Source organism: Vibrio sp. 10N.261.52.C11 (genome assembly GCF_041471405.1).
Taxonomy (GTDB): domain Bacteria; phylum Pseudomonadota; class Gammaproteobacteria; order Enterobacterales; family Vibrionaceae; genus Vibrio; species Vibrio crassostreae_C.
In genome coordinates this window covers 12,272-30,129 of sequence record NZ_JBFROI010000063.1, presented here as the reverse complement: position 1 = coordinate 30,129, position 17,858 = coordinate 12,272, and the positions used below count along the sequence as shown (strand labels likewise).

At 45.3% G+C, this 17,858-nt stretch carries 12 protein-coding genes; 7 read left to right on the top strand and 5 right to left on the bottom strand.

Annotation, left to right across the window (positions count from 1 at the left end):
* Positions 1 to 61: 61 nt before the first annotated feature.
* The 5 genes from AB4323_RS20305 to AB4323_RS20285 form a co-directional block, all read right to left on the bottom strand.
* Positions 62 to 253 (bottom strand): hypothetical protein, encoded by a 192-nt coding sequence (locus AB4323_RS20305; RefSeq protein WP_102333370.1) that lies wholly within the window; start codon positions 251 to 253, stop codon positions 62 to 64.
* A 226-nt stretch (positions 254 to 479) separates the two neighbouring features.
* Positions 480 to 1,238, bottom strand: a complete 759-nt coding sequence (locus AB4323_RS20300) for a sulfite exporter TauE/SafE family protein (protein WP_102333369.1) — start codon at positions 1,236 to 1,238, stop codon at positions 480 to 482.
* Positions 1,239 to 1,430: 192 nt separating this feature from the next.
* A complete protein-coding gene (locus tag AB4323_RS20295) occupies positions 1,431 to 2,951 on the bottom strand; it encodes a tripartite tricarboxylate transporter permease (RefSeq protein ID WP_372099287.1) in 1,521 nt (506 codons plus the stop codon).
* Positions 2,952 to 2,961: 10 nt separating this feature from the next.
* Entirely contained in the window at positions 2,962 to 3,462 is a 501-nt protein-coding gene (locus AB4323_RS20290; RefSeq protein ID WP_004733594.1) for a tripartite tricarboxylate transporter TctB family protein, read from the bottom strand.
* A 244-nt stretch (positions 3,463 to 3,706) separates the two neighbouring features.
* Positions 3,707 to 4,678 carry a tripartite tricarboxylate transporter substrate binding protein gene (locus tag AB4323_RS20285; RefSeq protein ID WP_229648231.1) on the bottom strand — a complete coding sequence of 324 codons (972 nt, stop codon included), beginning with the start codon at positions 4,676 to 4,678 and terminating at the stop codon, positions 3,707 to 3,709.
* A gap of 497 nt (positions 4,679 to 5,175) precedes the next feature.
* Between AB4323_RS20285 and AB4323_RS20280 the strand changes: the two genes are divergently transcribed.
* The 7 genes from AB4323_RS20280 (at position 5,176) to AB4323_RS20250 (ending at position 17,760) form a co-directional block, all read left to right on the top strand.
* On the top strand, positions 5,176 to 8,349 hold the full coding sequence (locus AB4323_RS20280) for an HD domain-containing phosphohydrolase (protein ID WP_372153221.1): 3,174 nt from the start codon (positions 5,176 to 5,178) through the stop codon (positions 8,347 to 8,349).
* A gap of 391 nt (positions 8,350 to 8,740) precedes the next feature.
* Positions 8,741 to 9,460, top strand: coding sequence for a GntR family transcriptional regulator (locus AB4323_RS20275; protein ID WP_372153223.1), 720 nt, complete (start codon positions 8,741 to 8,743; stop codon positions 9,458 to 9,460).
* Between the two features lie 100 nt (positions 9,461 to 9,560).
* Positions 9,561 to 10,457 (top strand): methylisocitrate lyase, encoded by an 897-nt coding sequence (gene prpB, locus AB4323_RS20270; protein ID WP_065204711.1) that lies wholly within the window; start codon positions 9,561 to 9,563, stop codon positions 10,455 to 10,457.
* Positions 10,458 to 10,603: 146 nt separating this feature from the next.
* On the top strand, positions 10,604 to 11,818 hold the full coding sequence (gene prpC / locus AB4323_RS20265) for a 2-methylcitrate synthase (RefSeq protein WP_372153219.1): 1,215 nt from the start codon (positions 10,604 to 10,606) through the stop codon (positions 11,816 to 11,818).
* A gap of 101 nt (positions 11,819 to 11,919) precedes the next feature.
* Positions 11,920 to 14,556, top strand: a complete 2,637-nt coding sequence (gene acnD, locus AB4323_RS20260) for a Fe/S-dependent 2-methylisocitrate dehydratase AcnD (RefSeq protein ID WP_372153217.1) — start codon at positions 11,920 to 11,922, stop codon at positions 14,554 to 14,556.
* 9 nt (positions 14,557 to 14,565) lie between these two features.
* Positions 14,566 to 15,738, top strand: coding sequence for a 2-methylaconitate cis-trans isomerase PrpF (gene prpF / locus AB4323_RS20255; RefSeq protein WP_372153215.1), 1,173 nt, complete (start codon positions 14,566 to 14,568; stop codon positions 15,736 to 15,738).
* Positions 15,739 to 15,855: 117 nt separating this feature from the next.
* Positions 15,856 to 17,760 carry a propionyl-CoA synthetase gene (locus tag AB4323_RS20250; RefSeq protein WP_372153214.1) on the top strand — a complete coding sequence of 635 codons (1,905 nt, stop codon included), beginning with the start codon at positions 15,856 to 15,858 and terminating at the stop codon, positions 17,758 to 17,760.
* Positions 17,761 to 17,858 lie beyond the last annotated feature (98 nt).

Here is a 17,858-nt window from a genome sequence, read left to right as displayed (position 1 = left end):
TTAACTGATCGGCATTACCTATGAGCTCCTTTTTTAATTCGTTCGATTAAACCGTAATTGGCTAAGCTTCGCGGTTCTTTCTTTGATTCTTCCAAAGATCGGTGACATAAACGATCGCACTGACCAGTAAGAATAGCGCTGACACAGAAAACAGAGCGGGCATTTTTAAGATCCACGCGAATGTGACAGCAAGAAAAGCGACAAAGCAAATGAGTCGACTTGATGACATGACATGACCGAGTTTAGTGTTCATAACGCCTCCTAATGAAGTCTCACTTTCGACAGGAGAATTATCCTACCTTTGGCAAAATAAAGGCTAAAAAACAGTCTAAATTGTTATCAAATTTGCTAATTGAAGGACTCGTCTCACACATTTTGGCTTGGCTATTTTATAAGTAATAAAATAGCCAAATCGGTATGAGCAGGGTGGAGTCTTTTGGCTTTATCTTTTCAGTTGCAAGTCTTATTAAACCGAACGTCTAATTAGCATAGAAAAAGTAAGCGGTGATCAAAAAGCTCGCGATGATCACTGTGGTTCGAACATAGTGTTGAGGGATGCGGCGAGAGATTTTTGCTGAATAATAACCACCAACCAATGTACCCAATAATACAGCCATGCCAGACGGCCAATCAATCGAACCATTGACGATAAAAAATACGATCGCTGCGAGGGAAGCACACGCGGACACGAGCAGTTTGATGCCATTCATCACGTTGATGTTGGTGTAACCAGCCAGCGCCAAGTAGCTCAATGTCACAATGCCTAAGCCTGCATTAAAATAACCACCATAAACACACACGATCAAAAGCAATACAGCGGAAAAGAACGCCCCTGCGCTGGTGGCGTGCTTATGTTTAGCGGTTACTTTCTTTAGCCATTTGTTGAGAGTGCCACCAAAGGTAAAAAGCAGAGCGGCGAACAGTAATAACCAAGGTACGGATTGGGTAAATAGCGCTTCTGGCGTGTGTAGTAGTAAAAATGCACCAATGCCGCCGCCAATTACGCATAGCCCAACAACGAGCTTGAGTTGTTTGGTACCAGATTGAATTTCGTGGCGCAGTGCGTAAGCACCACTGATGTAACCAGCGCATGAAGCAAAGGTGTTGGTCGCGTTGGCTGCTATTGGTGGAACGCCAGCAAATAACAAAGCAGGGAAAGTGATGAAGCTGCCGCCACCCGCAATGGAGTTAAGCACACCGCCAACCACCCCTGATAAGAATAGAATCAACCAATCCATAGTTTTAGAATCCAATACGTTAACTAACTGGTTACCTTACTTGAATTTGTTATGAATATCAGCGCCATGTGTGTTGTAAAGATAGGTTTGTGAGTTTGCTACCATCTTTAACCGCTGGTTTTAATTGAGGCTTTAAATGAAAAAAGGAGCCAATGGCTCCTTTCGTTGAGGTTTAGTTGATTCGATAAAGCTTTACACTTCTACTGGCTTCGCTCTAAAACTCTTAAATAGTTTCACTAGAATCGGGCTAGACAGCACCAATACCGCCAGAATAGTGAAGGTCATCGTAATAGGGCGTTCCCATAAGAAGTTCAACTCACCATCGCTGATCATCAATGCTCGTCTTAAGTTCTCTTCCATCAAGCCGCCCAATATGAAGCCTAACAGTAATGGTGCCAATGGGAAGTTGGCTAGCCTTAATGCTATCGCAGCCATCGCTACCAGTAGCATCACAAATATGTCCATCGTGTTGAATGACACCAAGTACACGCCAGTGATTGAGAAGAAGATAATCATTGGCAGTAGAACCGTTCTAGGTACCGCTAGCAGTTTAGAAATATAAGGGATTAAAGGCAGGTTCAAGATAACCAGTACGATGTTGCCAAAGTACATAGAGATGATCACTGACCAAAATACATCTGGGTGTTCAACGAACAAGCGAGGACCAGGCTGAATACCGTAGGCAATCAATGCACCAAGCATAATCGCAGTTGTACCAGAGCCCGGAATACCCAGCGTTAGTAGCGGAACGAATGAACCACTTGAAGCGGCGTTGTTTGCTGATTCAGGAGCAACAAGACCACGGATACTGCCTTTACCGAACTCTTTCTGCTTGTCTTTTGGCGCGAGGCTACGCTCCATACCGTAACTTAGGAATGCCGCAATAGTGGCACCCGCGCCCGGTAGAACACCGGTAAAGAAACCGAGAATAGAAGATCGAATTGAAACTGGTGCCACTTCTTTGAACTCTTCTTTGGTGACCTTCATGCTACCAATATCCGACATCTTTTGGCTTTCTTCCGCGCTGGTGTCTTGCTCTGGTTTTAGAATACCCATCAAGGTTTCACCCAGTGCGAATGTTGCCATCGCTAATAATAGGAAGCTAAAGCCATCCATCAGATCCGTAAGGCCAAAAGTGAACCGTTCAACGCCAACACCTTTGTCGATACCTACAGTTGATAGCATCAAACCAAGAATAGTCATCATCCACGCTTTGATTACCTGACCTGGGCCTGCAAACGCCGCTACAGCGGACAAACCTAATAGCATCAACGCAAAGTAGTCTGAAGACTGGAAGCTCAGTGACACGCTTGCTAGAGCCGGTGCGGCAATCAAAAGCATGATTGCTGAAAGCGTACCGCCTGTGAAAGAAGAGTAAGCCGCGAGAGCAAGTGCTTTACCTGCTTGGCCTTTTTGTGCCATCGGGTAGCCATCGAATGCGGTTACTACCGTTGAAGAACAACCTGGAGCGTTGATTAAGATTGATGACGTCGAGCCACCAAATACAGCGCCGTAGTACACACCAGCCATCAAGATTAGGCCAGAAGAAGGGTCTAGGCCGTATGTAATCGGGATCATCAACGCGATTGCTGAAATTGGACCGAGTCCCGGTAGCATCCCAATAAAGGTACCAACAAAACAGCCAACAATTACCATCATGATGTTCATTGGCATCACGGCGGTCGAAAGTCCTTGTAAAATTCCGTCTAACATAATGTTATCCCTACCAAAGAGTGAAGATTAAACCAGGCTCTAGGTAGATATCTAAGCCTTGAGTTAATAAAAGAAAGAACGCGATAACGAAAGGAAACGACGCGCCAAATAAGACAGCTTTGCGGCGCTCACCCAGTAGGTAAAAGCCTGCAAGTAAGAAGAAGCTGGTTGCTAAAACAAAGCCAAGATAAGTCAGCCCAACACCGTACAGAGCCATTAAGACCAAGAAGCCAATAAGCAGTTTCCAGTTCAACGGCGTAGTGTCGCATGTGACTTTTTTATCTGGCTGTCCGGTTATAAGCAGGATCAACGAAAGGCCAATGCCGATAAACGTTAGCAGGATAGGTAAGGTTCTTGCTGTGAAGGGTTCGTACTCGTCACCGGGGAACAAAGGAATCAGCGTGGTTTGGTAGCCATAGCATAAACACGCAAGCATAAAGAGCATGGCTCCGATGCGATCCTTCGAAAGCAAAGATTCCTTACTCAGAAATTTGGTTGGTAAGTCCGACATATCCAACTCCATTTGGGGTGGTATAAAAAGTAAAAAAGCCGTACATGAGCGAGTCAATGAAATGTCTGGGATCACTAACCAAAGGTAAGCGAATTACGGTACTGGTTTATCAGCCACTTGCGTTTACAACGAATCGGCAAGCGTTAGTAATACGTCTACGAATAAACAAAGGAGTTTGAAGTTAACTCATGCACGGCGAAACAGGAAAGAGTAAGAGGGCACATAAGCCCTCTATGGTTGTTGGTTACTTCAAGAAACCAAGCTCACGCATTAGATCGCCCATCTGTTTTTCTTGGTCTTCTAGGAAGGCGTAAAAATCTTTGTCAGCTTTGTAGTTGTCGATCCAACCGTTACGGTCACGAACCACTTGCCACTCATCGGTTTTGTACATTTTGCCAAGCGCTTCGTTCCACTCGTCGATTTTTGCTTGGCTTGTACCCGGTGCCGCAAAGAAACCACGCCAGTTAGCAAATACTGTCTCGTTGCCGTATTCAGTCAGTGTTGGGATGTTAGGCGCAGCGTCAAGACGCTTTGGAGCCGTCACAGCAAGCACTTTTACTTGGCCAGATTTAGACATCTCTAGTACTTCACCAAGGCCCGTTGAAAGCAGCTGTGTTTCGCCAGAAAGCAGTGCCGCCATCGCTTTACCGCCAGCATCGTAGGCAATGTAACGTACTTTCTTCGCATCAAAACCTTCGCCTTTGAACGCTGCCGCTACTACAAGGTGGTCCATGCTGCCACGAGCTGAACCGCCAGCAATCTTCACTTTACGTGGGTTGGTTTCGAACTCTTTAACGACGTCTTCCCAAGTGTCGTACTTAGAATCCGCAGGAGCGACGATTGCGCCGTAATCGGCAATGGTTGCTGCTACCGGAGTTAGGTCACGGAAAGATTGAGGGAAGATACCTGTTAGTGAACGAACAACGATAGGCGTTGAGTTCACCATTAGCGTGTCTTCTTGGCGTTGTGCTGTTTCGATTAGGTGAGCAATCGCTTTACCGCCACCGCCACCAGACAGGTTTTGGAAAGAGACATTTTCTACGATGTCTGATTTCACCAATACATCACCCGTACCACGAGCTGTCATATCCCAACCACCACCAGCGCCGCCAGGGATTAGGAAGTGGATTTTTTCTACGTCAGCAGCAAAAGTGTTGAAAGAAAAGGTTGCTGTGATGATAGAAGCCGCAAGAGTAGGTTTCAGTGCCTTGAACATGGTTCACGTTCCTTATGTAGGGGATCTCTTCAATGGAGAGAAACTTATGTTTTATTTCCAGCTACTAAACAGATGAGTAGGATATTGCTTAGCAGATGAAGCTAAAGTTAACGGTGTGTTAATGAAATGTCTGTAATGCGGCGATATTGAGAATAAAGAACATTGGATTAATATTGTTCATAAAGTTCTCGGTAACGTGTTTTTGTCCATTTACTGTTGAATGATATCTGGATTCTAAAATCGTAGTTATTGTCTCAGAATGATTGAATTCATTGACAAAGGTTGGATTTAACTAGCGTTTTCTACTCGAGTGCATTGGTTGTTGGTCTATATTGTTAGATGTGACTACGATAACTATTTCTGCAAAAGAGTCAGGTGTATAGAGGTGTTAGATTTTAGATGTGGAATAGAGTTACTATAGTTGATATGCAACTTAAGCGGTATTGATTGCGCTAGGCTGTTAACTTTGGAGTTGGCGATTATTCAAGGATGAAATAATGGCATTAAAAAAAATTTCGTTACGATTTACTGTTGGAGGAATGTTTTTACTCGCGACATTTCTTACCGCTGTTGTTGCGGTTTCACTGCAATATTACTTCAGTAAAAAAATGGCGACTGAGAATACCCTATCAAAGTTGACGATGGTGTCCCAAGAGCTGAGTAACTATATCGGCGCGGTTGATTCTGACGCAGCCAATACGGCGCGTTTACTTTCTTCAGTGAAACGTTCTATAAGTAACAAAATATCGAAAGAAGAGTCGCGTAGTATTCTTTCAGAAGCAATTAAAGATAACCCTCTCTTTTATAGTATTTACATTGGCTCATCTAATGAAAACTTCTTCCAAATTATTAATCTAGAATCTGCCCCTGTCGTTAGAGAAAAAATCGGTGCACAACAAAAAGACCGTTGGGTTGTGGTTGAGATTCATAATATAGGGGAGGAGCGCGTCCGTACGACGAAATATTTTGACCAAGAGTTTACGCTAAGAAACTCAACTACGGAGCAGAGCAACTACCTTCCAACAACCAGGCCTTGGTATGTTTCTGCCAATGTTCAGTCGGTCGAAAAAACTCAGCCATATCTTTTCCAGCATTTACAAATTACCGGGCAAACTTATTCTTTAGCGTTTGATTCGAAAATCGAATCTGAAGTTCAACATGTGATTGGTATTGATATTGTGTTGTCTTCTTTAGCTAGCAAACTATCAGGTACGGCGCTTGGCTTAGCAGAAGACAGTAAGGTTGAGTCTTTCTTATATTCGAAATCGGGTAATATTATTGCGTCTAACCTCAAGGTTAACAATCAGGAATCGGAGTTTGATGTATCAACATTGATGCTATCGTCTGAGCAGCAAGCCTTGATTAACGATACCCCTCCGCTGTTAGTGTCTAATCAAAATGATTGGGGGCCGATGGACTTTTCAGTGGCGGGAAAACCAAACGGCTATGCGATAGACCTTCTTAAAATGATTGGTGAGATGACAGGGATCAGGTTTGAATTTGTTAATGGTTTCTCTTGGGGCGAGCTTGTCAGTAAGTTTCAAGAAGGAAGTATTGATGGCCTGCAATCGGTTCAACATTATAAAAATAATGGCATAGATGGCCTATACACGACTCCAATTTATGAATTGCCATTTTCTATCGTGACAAGGGTCGGCGCGAAGGTTGTCACTAATTATGCCGAGCTTGAGGGTAAAAAAGTTGCCATTTTATCTGGGTGGTCAATTATTCCTAAGTTGAGAGAGGATTTTCCGAACATTGATTTAGTTGAATTTGAAAACCTAGAGTCTGCATTTAATTCAATTGAAAGCGAAGAGAACTTTGCTTTCTTAGAAGCAGAACCCGTACTCTCGTTTGCATTAGATAGGTTTTTCCAGCCAGGCCTTGTTGTCAATGGGACTCTAGAAGATCTAAAACAGAACTACTCAAACCAATTCCATTTGGTGCTGCAGAGCAAGCATAAACAATTGCTCCCAATCATTGATCAAGCTATCAGTAAGTTAAGTGGTGAACAACTTGATGCCTTAGCGAAAAAGTGGCTGCATGATACCGGCTTTAATACGAATACGACGGTTCCTTATACTGAACTTTATGATTTGACTAAGGAAGCAACGGTTGAAGGCAGTATGGTAAGGGTAGAGTTGAATGGCGAGATCAAGCATCTCTATTTAAAGAAAATAGACACGGGCGAACACTACTCTGAGTATTTTGCGGTATTGATTCCCGAATCTGAAATCTTTAGTACAGTCAATAAACGTCTAGCAACCTCTGTTGGTGTAACGGTGTTACTGATGAGTTTGACGTTGCCTATTGCTTGGGTTTTTGGTGCGCCGATAGTGCATCCAATTCGCCAATTAGAGGAAGAGACTCATAAGGTTAGGCTGCGTGATTATGACAACGTGACAATTCTTGATACTCGAATCAAAGAAGTGTGGGAATTATCTGTTGCTGTAAAAGATATGGCTATGGAGATTAAACGACATGAACAGATGCAAGAGGCGTTTGTTGAGTCGTTTATCAAGCTCATCGCTCAAGCGATCGATGATAAGTCCGCTTATACGGCAGGGCATTGTAATCGTGTACCAGAACTCGGCTTGATGCTGGCTGACGCGGCGGAACAATCGCAGTCTGAGCACTTCAAAGACTTTGAGTTTAAAAATGATGACGAACGCCGTGAGTTTAGAATTGCGGCTTGGCTTCATGATTGTGGCAAGATCACGACACCGGAACACATCGTCGATAAAGGTACGAAGTTAGAAGCGAACTACAACCGAATCCACGAGGTGAGAACTCGATTTGAAGTACTTTGGCGTGATGCGGAAATCACCGCTTTGAGAAAACAACTTGATGGTACGCTATCAACGCAACTGATAGCCGATGAACTTACGGCAACGAAGCAGCAGCTACAAGATGACTTTGCCTTTATCGCTACGTCGAACGTTGGTGGTGAGTTCATGAGTGATGACAAAGTCACTCGTATTCGCTCGATAGCTGAGACGACCTGGACGCGTCACTTTGATGATCAACTTGGTCTATCACCGATAGAGGCAATGAATCGAGAGCCGAGTTCAAGTTTACCAGCCACAGAACCACTTTTGAGTGATAAGCCAGAGCACATAGTGAAAAGAGATAGGCCGTTAGAATTTGACCCGAAACATCAAATTAAAATGGATGTGCCTGAGCACTTATACAACCTAGGCGAAGTCTACAATCTGAGTATTGCACGCGGTACATTGACTGCTGAAGATAGATTTAAGATAAACGAGCACATGCTTGGCACGATTAAGATGCTTGAGAACCTGCCATTCCCGAAAGAGCTAAGTCGTGTTCCTCGCTACGCTTCAACTCACCATGAAACACTTAAAGGTACAGGGTATCCAAGGAAGCTGACTGGTGATGACCTCTCAATCCCAGAACGTATTCTGGTGATCTCTGATATTTTTGAGGCATTAACCGCTGCAGATAGGCCTTATAAGAAGGCTAAGCCAATCAGTGTTGCTGTCGACATCATGTATAAAATGGCATTGGACGAGCATCTCGATATCGAACTGTTTAGATTGTTCTTAACCAGCGGCACTCACCTGCGTTATGCAGAAGAGTATCTGAAGCCGGAACAAATTGATTTCGTTGATATCAGCAAATACCTAGATGTTACTCGTCAGATTGCTTGAGTAAAGGTGGCTTGTTAGAACGAGGTCTATGAATGAAAGGCGCACATGAGTGCGCCTTTTTTATATCTGTTTATCGGTGAACAGGTAGATCGACACAAAGTGCTCTGCGTTTGTCAAGTCTGTCTATAAGTTGTCGACACATTGGTTTCGAGTGATTTTAGGGTAGGGAAGGGTTTAGCGGCTCTTTCTTTGCTTAAATCGATAAATAACAAGTGGTTGAATTGTTTTTAGTGTCCTTTTAAGTAAGTTTTTATCGCCTATAGAAAGTACTACCTTAGTCTAAATTGTCGACAATTTGCTTGATTGTCGACAATTTAATCGTGTATTTTATGTTCATGTTATGGAATTGTTGACAATTAAGGTTCAGCAAATAGAAGTGAGCAGCGTGAATATGAATACTGCGATAAAAGATCTCACCTTAAGTGCAAACACGAAAACACGTGTGAGCAACAAAGAAAACACCAAGTCGGAAAATCTGACAGAGTATCTCGTTGAGGCGATTGTTAACGGTGAATTAGCACCGGGCAGTAAGATCTCGGAGCCTGAACTGGCTAAACGCTTCGAGGTAAGTCGAGGTCCATTACGTGAAGCGATAATGCGTGTGGAAGGGCTAGGGCTTATTGAGCGAATTCCTCATGTCGGCGCTCGAGTGATTACTTTTTCGGCAGACAAACTGCTAGAGCTTTACGCGGTGCGAGAGGCATTGGAAGGTATGGCTGCGCGATTAGCAGCGCGACATATCACACAAGAAGAGCTTATCGGGCTTGAAGGGTTATTGTCGACACACTCAAAGCACATCGATGAAGTCGAAGGTTCTTCTTACTTTCATCAACATGGGGATTTCGATTTCCATTATCGCATTATCAAAGCGAGTCGTAACAGCAAACTCATTTCGCTGCTATGTGACGAGCTTTATCACCTATTACGAATGTACCGCTATCAATCGCCTAGGGCTCAGTCTCGACCAAAAGAGGCGCTCGATGAACACAAAAACATCCTACAAGCGATTCGTAATCGCGATGAAGAGCTAGCAGAAATGCTAATGCGAAGACACATATCGGGAAGTCGACTGCTTATAGAACAACAAATCCAATCCAAAGATCTTGATTAACTGGCGACTGGTATCTGTCAGCGGGTCAGAGCTGGCGATAACCAAAAGCCGTAAGTCTTAAAGGTTAGCTAGAAATAAACAATTAACAGGGAGCGTCATTATGAAGTTATCAGCAGGAGCTAAGTTCCGACAAGCTGTGCAAGACAACGACCCATTGCAGATCGTCGGTACGGTGAATCCGTATTGCGCGATGATGGCAAAGAACTTGGGGCATCAGGCGATCTATTTGTCTGGCGGAGGCATCGCCAATGCGTCTTATGGGTTGCCTGATTTAGGCATCACCACATTGAACGATGTGTTGGTAGATGTTGAACGTATTACCAACGCGTGTGATTTGCCTTTGCTGGTGGATATCGATACGGGTTTTGGTGGCGCATTTAATATTGCACGTACCATTCGCGCTATGGAGAAGGCAGGCGCAGCTGCAATTCATATGGAAGATCAAGTGGCCCAGAAACGCTGTGGTCATCGACCAAATAAAGCGATTGTGAGCCAGCAAGAGATGGTCGATAGAGTCAAAGCGGCAACAGATGCTAGAACCGATGAGAGCTTTGTGATTATGGCGCGTACGGATGCATTGGCGGTTGAAGGTATTGATAGTGCGATTGAACGAGCGATTGCGTGTGTTGAAGCGGGCGCTGACATGATTTTCCCTGAGGCGATGAATCAGCTAGACCAATACGTGAAGTTCTCGGCGGCGTTGAAATTAGCAACGGGTAAGCACGTGCCTATTCTTGCGAACATCACTGAGTTTGGCCAAACGCCACTCTACAACTGTAATGAGTTGGCCCAATCAAGTGTCGACATGGTGCTTTATCCATTGAGTGCGTTCCGTGCGATGAACAAAGCGGCGGAGAATGTTTACAAGCACTTGTTAGTTGAAGGCAATCAAGAAGCTCTGTTGGATTCAATGCAAACCCGTAAAGAGCTTTACGAACACCTGAATTACCACGACTACGAAAACAAGCTTGATCAGTTGTTTTCAAGTGAAGGGTAAACCGGTTTCAATTAATCAAAAATCAACTTAATCCAATAACGTGAAATGGTTAGTCGCCATATCCAGTACCGATCATAAAGATCATCGGACATATAAACAGGCAGCACCAAAGAGTGCAGGCGGCTAACACAGAAAAGGAGTTCACCATGTCTGTATCTTTGAGTGATAAAGCAGCTGTCGAAAAGGCTTCAACAGAAAACCAACAACAAAGCGAAAAACCCGAAATCAAACCAGCTAGCGCACCTGCAATCGGTGGTGCTGGTCTACGTGGCCAAAGTGCGGGAACCACCGCGCTATGTACCGTAGGCCAGTCAGGAACGGGTTTAACTTATCGTGGTTACGATATTACCGACCTTGCTAATCATGCTCAGTTCGAAGAAGTGGCGCATCTGCTACTAAGGGGTCACTTACCCACTGAAAAAGAGCTCGATGATTATAAAATATTGTTGGTTGGTCTGCGCGGCTTGCCTCAACCTTTGAAAGCAGCACTAGAGCTTATCCCAGCAGACGCTCATCCAATGGATGTGATGAGAACGGGCTGTTCAATGCTAGGTAATCTAGAGCAAGAGTCTGACTTCTCCGAGCAACTGCCTGCGACTGAACGAATGCTCGCGCTTTTCCCTGCCATTATTTGTTATTGGTACCGCTTTAGCCATGATGGCGTGCGAATTGATACTGAAGATCAAAGTGAAGCCTGTCTGGGTGGCTACTTCTTGAAAATGCTAACAGATAAAGCGCCGAGTGAACTGCATAAGCAGGTAATGCACTGTTCGCTAACGCTTTACGCAGAGCATGAGTTTAACGCATCTACTTTTGCTGCCCGTGTCTGTGCATCAACACTGTCAGATATTCATTCGTGCGTTACAGCAGCAATTGGCACACTAAGAGGTCCTTTACATGGCGGTGCGAATGAAGCGGCAATGGAAATGATCCAAGATTGGCAAACCGCTGATGAAGCAGAAACTAACATCATGCAGATGCTTGCTAACAAAGACAAAATCATGGGCTTCGGTCATGCCATTTATCGTGAAAGCGACCCACGAAATGCTCTAATCAAGCGTTGGTCAAAAGAGCTAGCTCAAGAGGTCGGTGATAAACAGCTTTACGCCGTTTCAGAGCGTGTTGAAGCGGTAATGAAGCGCGAGAAAGGGCTGTTCTGTAATGCGGACTTCTTCCATGCATCGGCTTACCACTTCATGGACATCCCAACCAAATTGTTTACTCCTATCTTCGTGATGAGCCGCCTTACTGGTTGGACGGCACACGTATTCGAGCAAAGAGAAAACAATCGAATTATTCGTCCAAGTGCAGACTACACCGGGCCAGAGCATCAAGACTGGCTACCAATCCATTTACGTTAGTCCTCTATATCGAGCCGACTTATATCTCGAGGTGACTTTTCTCTTCATGTGATAAGGCCTCGAGAACCAACGAATAGAATTTAACAGATAATGGTGGATGTATGTCTGATGTAAAACTTGAAAGAAACCAAGAGCTTGATGAAAACAAGTATCGAAAGGTTTTACCGGGAACGGGTTTAGAATATTTCGACGCTTACGAAGCGGTAGAAGCAATATCCCCGGGCGCTTATAAAACCTTGCCTTATACGTCGCGAGTGTTGGCAGAGCAATTAGTAAGACGCTGTGATCCTGAAACCCTTGAAGACAGCTTAAAACAGATCATTGAACGCAAGAGCGACTTAGATTTTCCTTGGTATCCTGCGCGAGTGGTGTGTCATGACATTCTAGGTCAGACCGCTTTAGTTGATTTAGCTGGCTTACGCGATGCAATTGCCGACCAAGGCGGAGACCCTGCCAAGGTGAACCCAGTGGTCGAGACTCAACTGATTGTTGATCACTCTTTGGCAGTGGAACATGCCGGGTTTGATAACGAAGCATTTGATAAAAACCGCGCGATTGAAGAGCGCAGAAACGAAGACCGTTTTCACTTTATCGAATGGTGTAAAACCGCGTTTAAAAACGTGAGTGTGATTCCTGCGGGTAATGGAATTATGCACCAGATTAACTTGGAGAAAATGTCTCCAGTGATTCAATCTAAAGAAGGAATCGCGTTTCCTGATACCTGTGTCGGCACCGACAGTCATACTCCTCATGTTGACGCTCTGGGTGTTATTGCAATAGGTGTAGGTGGTTTGGAAGCTGAGACTGTGATGCTCGGTCGTCCGTCTATGATGCGATTGCCTGATATTGTAGGCGTTAAACTGACGGGTCAACGACAAGAAGGGATAACCGCAACGGATATTGTGCTTGCGATTACAGAGTTTCTTCGCAATCAGAGAGTGGTTTCCAGTTATCTAGAGTTCTTTGGTGAAGGGGCTCGTGCACTGACTATTGGCGACCGCGCCACTATATCGAATATGACACCAGAATACGGCGCGACAGCAGGTATGTTCTATATCGATGAACAGACCATACAATACCTAAAGCTGACAGGACGCGAGCCTGAACAGGTTGAGTTAGTTGAGCTATACGCTAAGCAAACTGGCTTATGGGCCGATGATTTAGATTCCGCTCAATACGAACGTGTGCTTGAGTTTGATTTGTCTAAAGTTGAGCGCAACCTTGCAGGGCCATCCAATCCACATCGTCGTTTACCAACCAGTGAACTTGCCAAACAAGGCATCAGCCAAGCTTCTTGGAAAGAGCAACACGCTGAACAATATTCTGATGAACAAATGCCAGATGGTGCCGTGATCATTGCGGCGATTACTTCTTGTACCAATACCAGTAACCCAAGAAATGTCGTCGCCGCAGCATTGGTTGCGAGGAAGGCCAATCAGCTTGGATTAGTTCGTAAGCCATGGGTAAAAACGTCATTCGCGCCAGGCTCAAAAGTTGCCAAGCTTTATCTTGAGTCCGCCGGTTTGTTGCCTGAACTGGAAAAACTAGGCTTCGGTATCGTCGGTTATGCGTGCACAACCTGTAATGGAATGAGTGGTGCGTTGGATCCTAAAATTCAACAAGAGATCATCGACCGCGACCTATATTCAACCGCTGTGCTATCGGGGAATCGAAACTTCGATGGTCGAATTCACCCTTATGCCAAACAAGCGTTTTTAGCATCACCGCCATTGGTCGTCGCTTATGCCTTAGCTGGTACGATTCGCTTTGATATCGAAAAAGACAGCTTAGGTACAGACAGCAACGGAAAATCGATCTATTTAAGTGACTTGTGGCCGAGTGATGCAGAGATCGATGCAGTGGTCGGTGAACATGTTAAGCCTCAGCAATTCCAACAAATCTACGTGAAAATGTTCCAGCCAGACGAGGAACAGGTGACTACTGAACCGCTTTATGACTGGCGACCTCAAAGTACCTATATTCGCAGACCACCTTATTGGGAAGGGGCTCTGGCGGGAGAGCGAAGCCTATCTGGTATGAGACCTTTAGCGATTTTGGGTGACAACATCACCACAGATCACTTATCCCCTTCAAATGCGATTCTCGCTTCGAGCGCTGCGGGGGAATACCTCACCAAAATGGAAGTGCCGGAAGAGGACTTTAACTCTTACGCGACCCATCGAGGCGATCACTTAACCGCGCAACGAGCAACATTCGCCAACCCTAAGCTGTTTAACGAAATGGTGAAGGACGCTGGAGAAGTCGTGCAAGGTTCATTAGCAAGAGTTGAACCTGAAGGTCAAGTTACGCGAATGTGGGAAGCGATAGAAACTTACATGAATCGTAAACAACCCTTGATTGTCGTTGCTGGTGCCGATTATGGACAAGGTTCATCACGTGATTGGGCAGCCAAAGGTGTGCGTTTAGCGGGTGTTGAAGTGATTGTTGCTGAAGGGTTTGAACGAATTCACAGAACCAACTTGGTTGGCATGGGCGTGTTGCCTCTGCAATTCAAAGCGGGGACCAATCGCAATACCTTAGAATTGGACGGTACCGAGCTTTACGACGTGTACGGCGACATTGAAGCAGGTTCAGACTTGGCTTTAGTGATCACTCGTAAAAGCGGTGAAAAGCTTGATGTGCCAGTAACCTGTCGATTAGATACCGCAGATGAAGTGAATGTGTATAGCGCTGGTGGTGTGTTGCAGCGTTTTGCCAAAGACTTTCTTTCACAGTAGGAGCTAGTTATGAACATCAAACAGATAAAAGTACCTGCTACCTACATGCGGGGCGGAACAAGCAAAGGCGTTTTTTTCAATTTAAGTGACTTACCTGAAGCTGCGCAAGTTGCCGGAGAAGCTCGAGACGCATTACTTCTGCGCGTGATTGGTAGTCCAGATCCTTATGGCAAACAAACCGATGGTATGGGTGGTGCAACATCCAGTACCAGTAAAACCGTGATTGTTTCGAAAAGTAGTAAAGCCGATCACGATGTTGACTACCTATTCGGCCAAGTTGCCATTGATAAGCCGTTTGTGGACTGGAGTGGTAACTGCGGCAATCTGTCTGCTGCAGTGGGCCCATTTGCTATTCATAGTGGCCTAGTCGACTCGAATCGTATTCCAGAAAACGGTGTGGTCGAGGTGCGAGTATGGCAAGTGAACATAGAGAAAACCATTATTGTTCATGTACCTATCGCTGGTGGCGAAGTTCAAGAGTTAGGTGATTTTGAACTCGACGGTGTGACTTTCCCCGCCGCTGAGATCCAAGTTGATTTCCTAGACCCCGCCGATGCGAGTGGCTCTATGTTCCCAACAGGGAATGTTGTCGATTTTTTAGATGTTCCCGATCTGGGTTGCATCAAAGCGACATACATTAATGCTGGGATACCCACCATTTTTGTTGATGCTGAATCGGTTGGCTACCAAGGCACTGAACTTCAATCAGATATCAATAGTGATACCAAAGCCTTGGCTCTGTTTGAATCCATACGAGCACATGGTGCAGTAGCAATGGGTCTTATTGATTCTTTAGAACAAGCTGAATCACGTCAACATACACCTAAAGTCGCGTTTGTTGCTAAGCCTCAAGCGTACCAAGCTTCCAGTGGTAAATCGGTTGCTGTCGAAGATACTGACCTTCTGGTGCGTGCTTTGTCTATGGGGCAACTGCACCATGCCATGATGGGTACGGCTGCGGTTGCTATTGCTTCAGCGGCAAGTGTTCCTGGCACCTTAGTGAACTTGGCAGCCGGTGAGGGAAGTCGTGATTTCGTGACCTTTGGACACCCGTCAGGAACCTTAAAGGTAGGTGCGAAAGCGCTGCAGGCCGAAAGTGGGTGGAAAATAGAGAGGGCGATTATGAGTCGTAGTGCCCGAGTGATCATGGAAGGTGCCATTCGTGTGCCTTTTTCCAAGTAAAGCGATTGTCGTGAACGGCTAAATGTTCACGAACACAACGCTGAGAAAAGAGTGCACCCAAGTGAACAGCCAAAAGCTAGGCACTTGGAGAAATGGATAAATCATGGAGGAGGCACTATGTCTGCTACGAATCGAATGAACAGAAAAACAGACTATATCACCGAGTATCAATGGGCGAGGGAAGATCCAAATTCGTTCTGGGAAACACAATCACAAGCGATAGATTGGTTTGAGTCACCAAAAACGATATTACAAACTGACGATAAAGGTATTGAGCGTTGGTTTCCTGATGGGGTGATGAATACCTGCTGGTTGGCGTTGGATTATCATTGCGAAAATGGTCGTGGTGACAATACCGCTCTGATTTATGACTCTCCAGTTACAGGAAATCAATCCTCATACACTTACAACCAATTGCGTGATCAAGTGGCTAAAGTCGCAGGTATGTTAGCTGCTCAAGGCGTTACCAAAGGCGACCGTGTGGTGATTTATATGCCAATGATTCCTGAAGCGGCAATGGCAATGCTAGCCTGTGCACGATTAGGCGCGGTGCATTCGGTGGTGTTTGGTGGTTTTGCTCCTCATGAGCTTGCCGTTCGTATCGAAGATGCTGAACCGAAGGTGTTGATTACTGCATCCTGCGGTGTCGAGATAAATAAAGTCCTGCCATATAAGCCGATGGTCGACAGAGCGATCATGGACAGTCGTTGGAAGCCTGAGAAAGTGGTGGTATTCCAAAGAGAGCAGTCTCTAGCCGAATTGAACAACGAACGTGATGTACTTTGGCAGCAAGCTGTTGAGGATGCTTTGCCTCACGTATGTGTGCCTGTTCTAGCTACTGACCCACTATATATCTTGTATACATCAGGGACGACGGGTAAGCCAAAAGGCGTGGTGCGTGACAATGGTGGTCACGCGGTCGCCATGAAATACTCGATGAGCACTATCTACGATATGCCGCAAGATGGTGTGTTTTGGGCAGCTTCTGATGTCGGCTGGGTAGTGGGGCATTCTTATATTGTTTATGCACCATTGATTCATGGTTGTACTACGATTCTGTTTGAAGGTAAGCCAGTCAGAACGCCAGATCCCGGCGCATTCTGGCGAGTGTGTGAAGAGTACAACGTCGATGTATTGTTTTCTGCGCCAACAGCGTTTAGGGCCATTAAGAAAGAAGATCCTGAAGGCGAGTTGCTCACCAAGTATGACTTATCATCGCTCAAGTCGATTTTCATGGCTGGCGAGCGCTTAGACCCGCCAACATTGGATTGGGTTGAATCTCATACCAATAAACCGGTTATCGACCACTGGTGGCAAACCGAAACGGGTTGGGCTATTTCTGCCAATCCAACAGGGTTGGAATCTTTGCCTGTAAAAGCGGGTTCTTCCACTAAACCTGTTCCGGGTTACCAAGTGGAAATCCTCAATGAGTTGGGTGAAATCGCACAAACGAATCAACAAGGGTTTGTGGCACTTAAACGACCATTGCCGCCTGGTTGTTTACCCACGGTATGGCGCAATCATGATCGGTTTGAATCCGGCTATTTGAGTCAGTTCCCGGGCTATTATGTTTCTGGTGACGGTGGCTATCTTGATGAAGATGGCTATCTATTTATCATGGGGCGTATTGACGATGTGATAAACGTAGCGGGACATCGTCTTTCTACCGGTGAAATGGAAGAGATCGTTGGCGGTCACCCAGCCATTGCAGAATGCGCGGTAGTCGGGATTCACGATGACTTAAAAGGGCAACTTCCTTTAGGTCTAGTTGTGTTAAAAGATGGCGTAAAAGTCGATGGCATTGAGTTGCAAAGGGAATTGGTTGGCAAGGTTCGTAATGAGATCGGCGCGGTAGCTTGTTTTAAGCAAGCCTTGGTTGTTGAGAGGTTACCTAAGACACGCTCAGGTAAGATCTTACGTAGAACGATCCGGCAGATCGCCGAAGGTGAACAATATGTGGTGCCTTCAACTATTGACGACCCTACCAGCTTAACTGAAATTGCTGAAAAGCTCGGCAAATAGACGTCGCAGTTAGGTAATCTCACCTTCGGCTTGTTGATTTATACATAACCCAGCGTGATGGTTTACCTAAACGCTACTTTATTCATCCGCTTATCCAT

Excerpts from the sequence above, each read along its gene's own strand:
- AB4323_RS20285 (WP_229648231.1), bottom strand. The coding sequence starts at position 4,678 with ATGTTCAAGGCACTGAAACCTACTCTTGCGGCTTCTATCATCACAGCA.
- AB4323_RS20280 (WP_372153221.1), top strand. The coding sequence starts at position 5,176 with ATGGCATTAAAAAAAATTTCGTTACGATTTACTGTTGGAGGAATGTTT.
- AB4323_RS20275 (WP_372153223.1), top strand. The coding sequence starts at position 8,741 with ATGAATACTGCGATAAAAGATCTCACCTTAAGTGCAAACACGAAAACA.
- AB4323_RS20290 (WP_004733594.1), bottom strand. The coding sequence starts at position 3,462 with ATGTCGGACTTACCAACCAAATTTCTGAGTAAGGAATCTTTGCTTTCG.
- prpF (WP_372153215.1), top strand. The coding sequence starts at position 14,566 with ATGAACATCAAACAGATAAAAGTACCTGCTACCTACATGCGGGGCGGA.
- prpC (WP_372153219.1), top strand. The coding sequence starts at position 10,604 with ATGTCTGTATCTTTGAGTGATAAAGCAGCTGTCGAAAAGGCTTCAACA.
- AB4323_RS20295 (WP_372099287.1), bottom strand. The coding sequence starts at position 2,951 with ATGTTAGACGGAATTTTACAAGGACTTTCGACCGCCGTGATGCCAATG.
- AB4323_RS20300 (WP_102333369.1), bottom strand. The coding sequence starts at position 1,238 with ATGGATTGGTTGATTCTATTCTTATCAGGGGTGGTTGGCGGTGTGCTT.
- acnD (WP_372153217.1), top strand. The coding sequence starts at position 11,920 with ATGTCTGATGTAAAACTTGAAAGAAACCAAGAGCTTGATGAAAACAAG.
- AB4323_RS20305 (WP_102333370.1), bottom strand. The coding sequence starts at position 253 with ATGAACACTAAACTCGGTCATGTCATGTCATCAAGTCGACTCATTTGC.
- AB4323_RS20250 (WP_372153214.1), top strand. The coding sequence starts at position 15,856 with ATGTCTGCTACGAATCGAATGAACAGAAAAACAGACTATATCACCGAG.
- prpB (WP_065204711.1), top strand. The coding sequence starts at position 9,561 with ATGAAGTTATCAGCAGGAGCTAAGTTCCGACAAGCTGTGCAAGACAAC.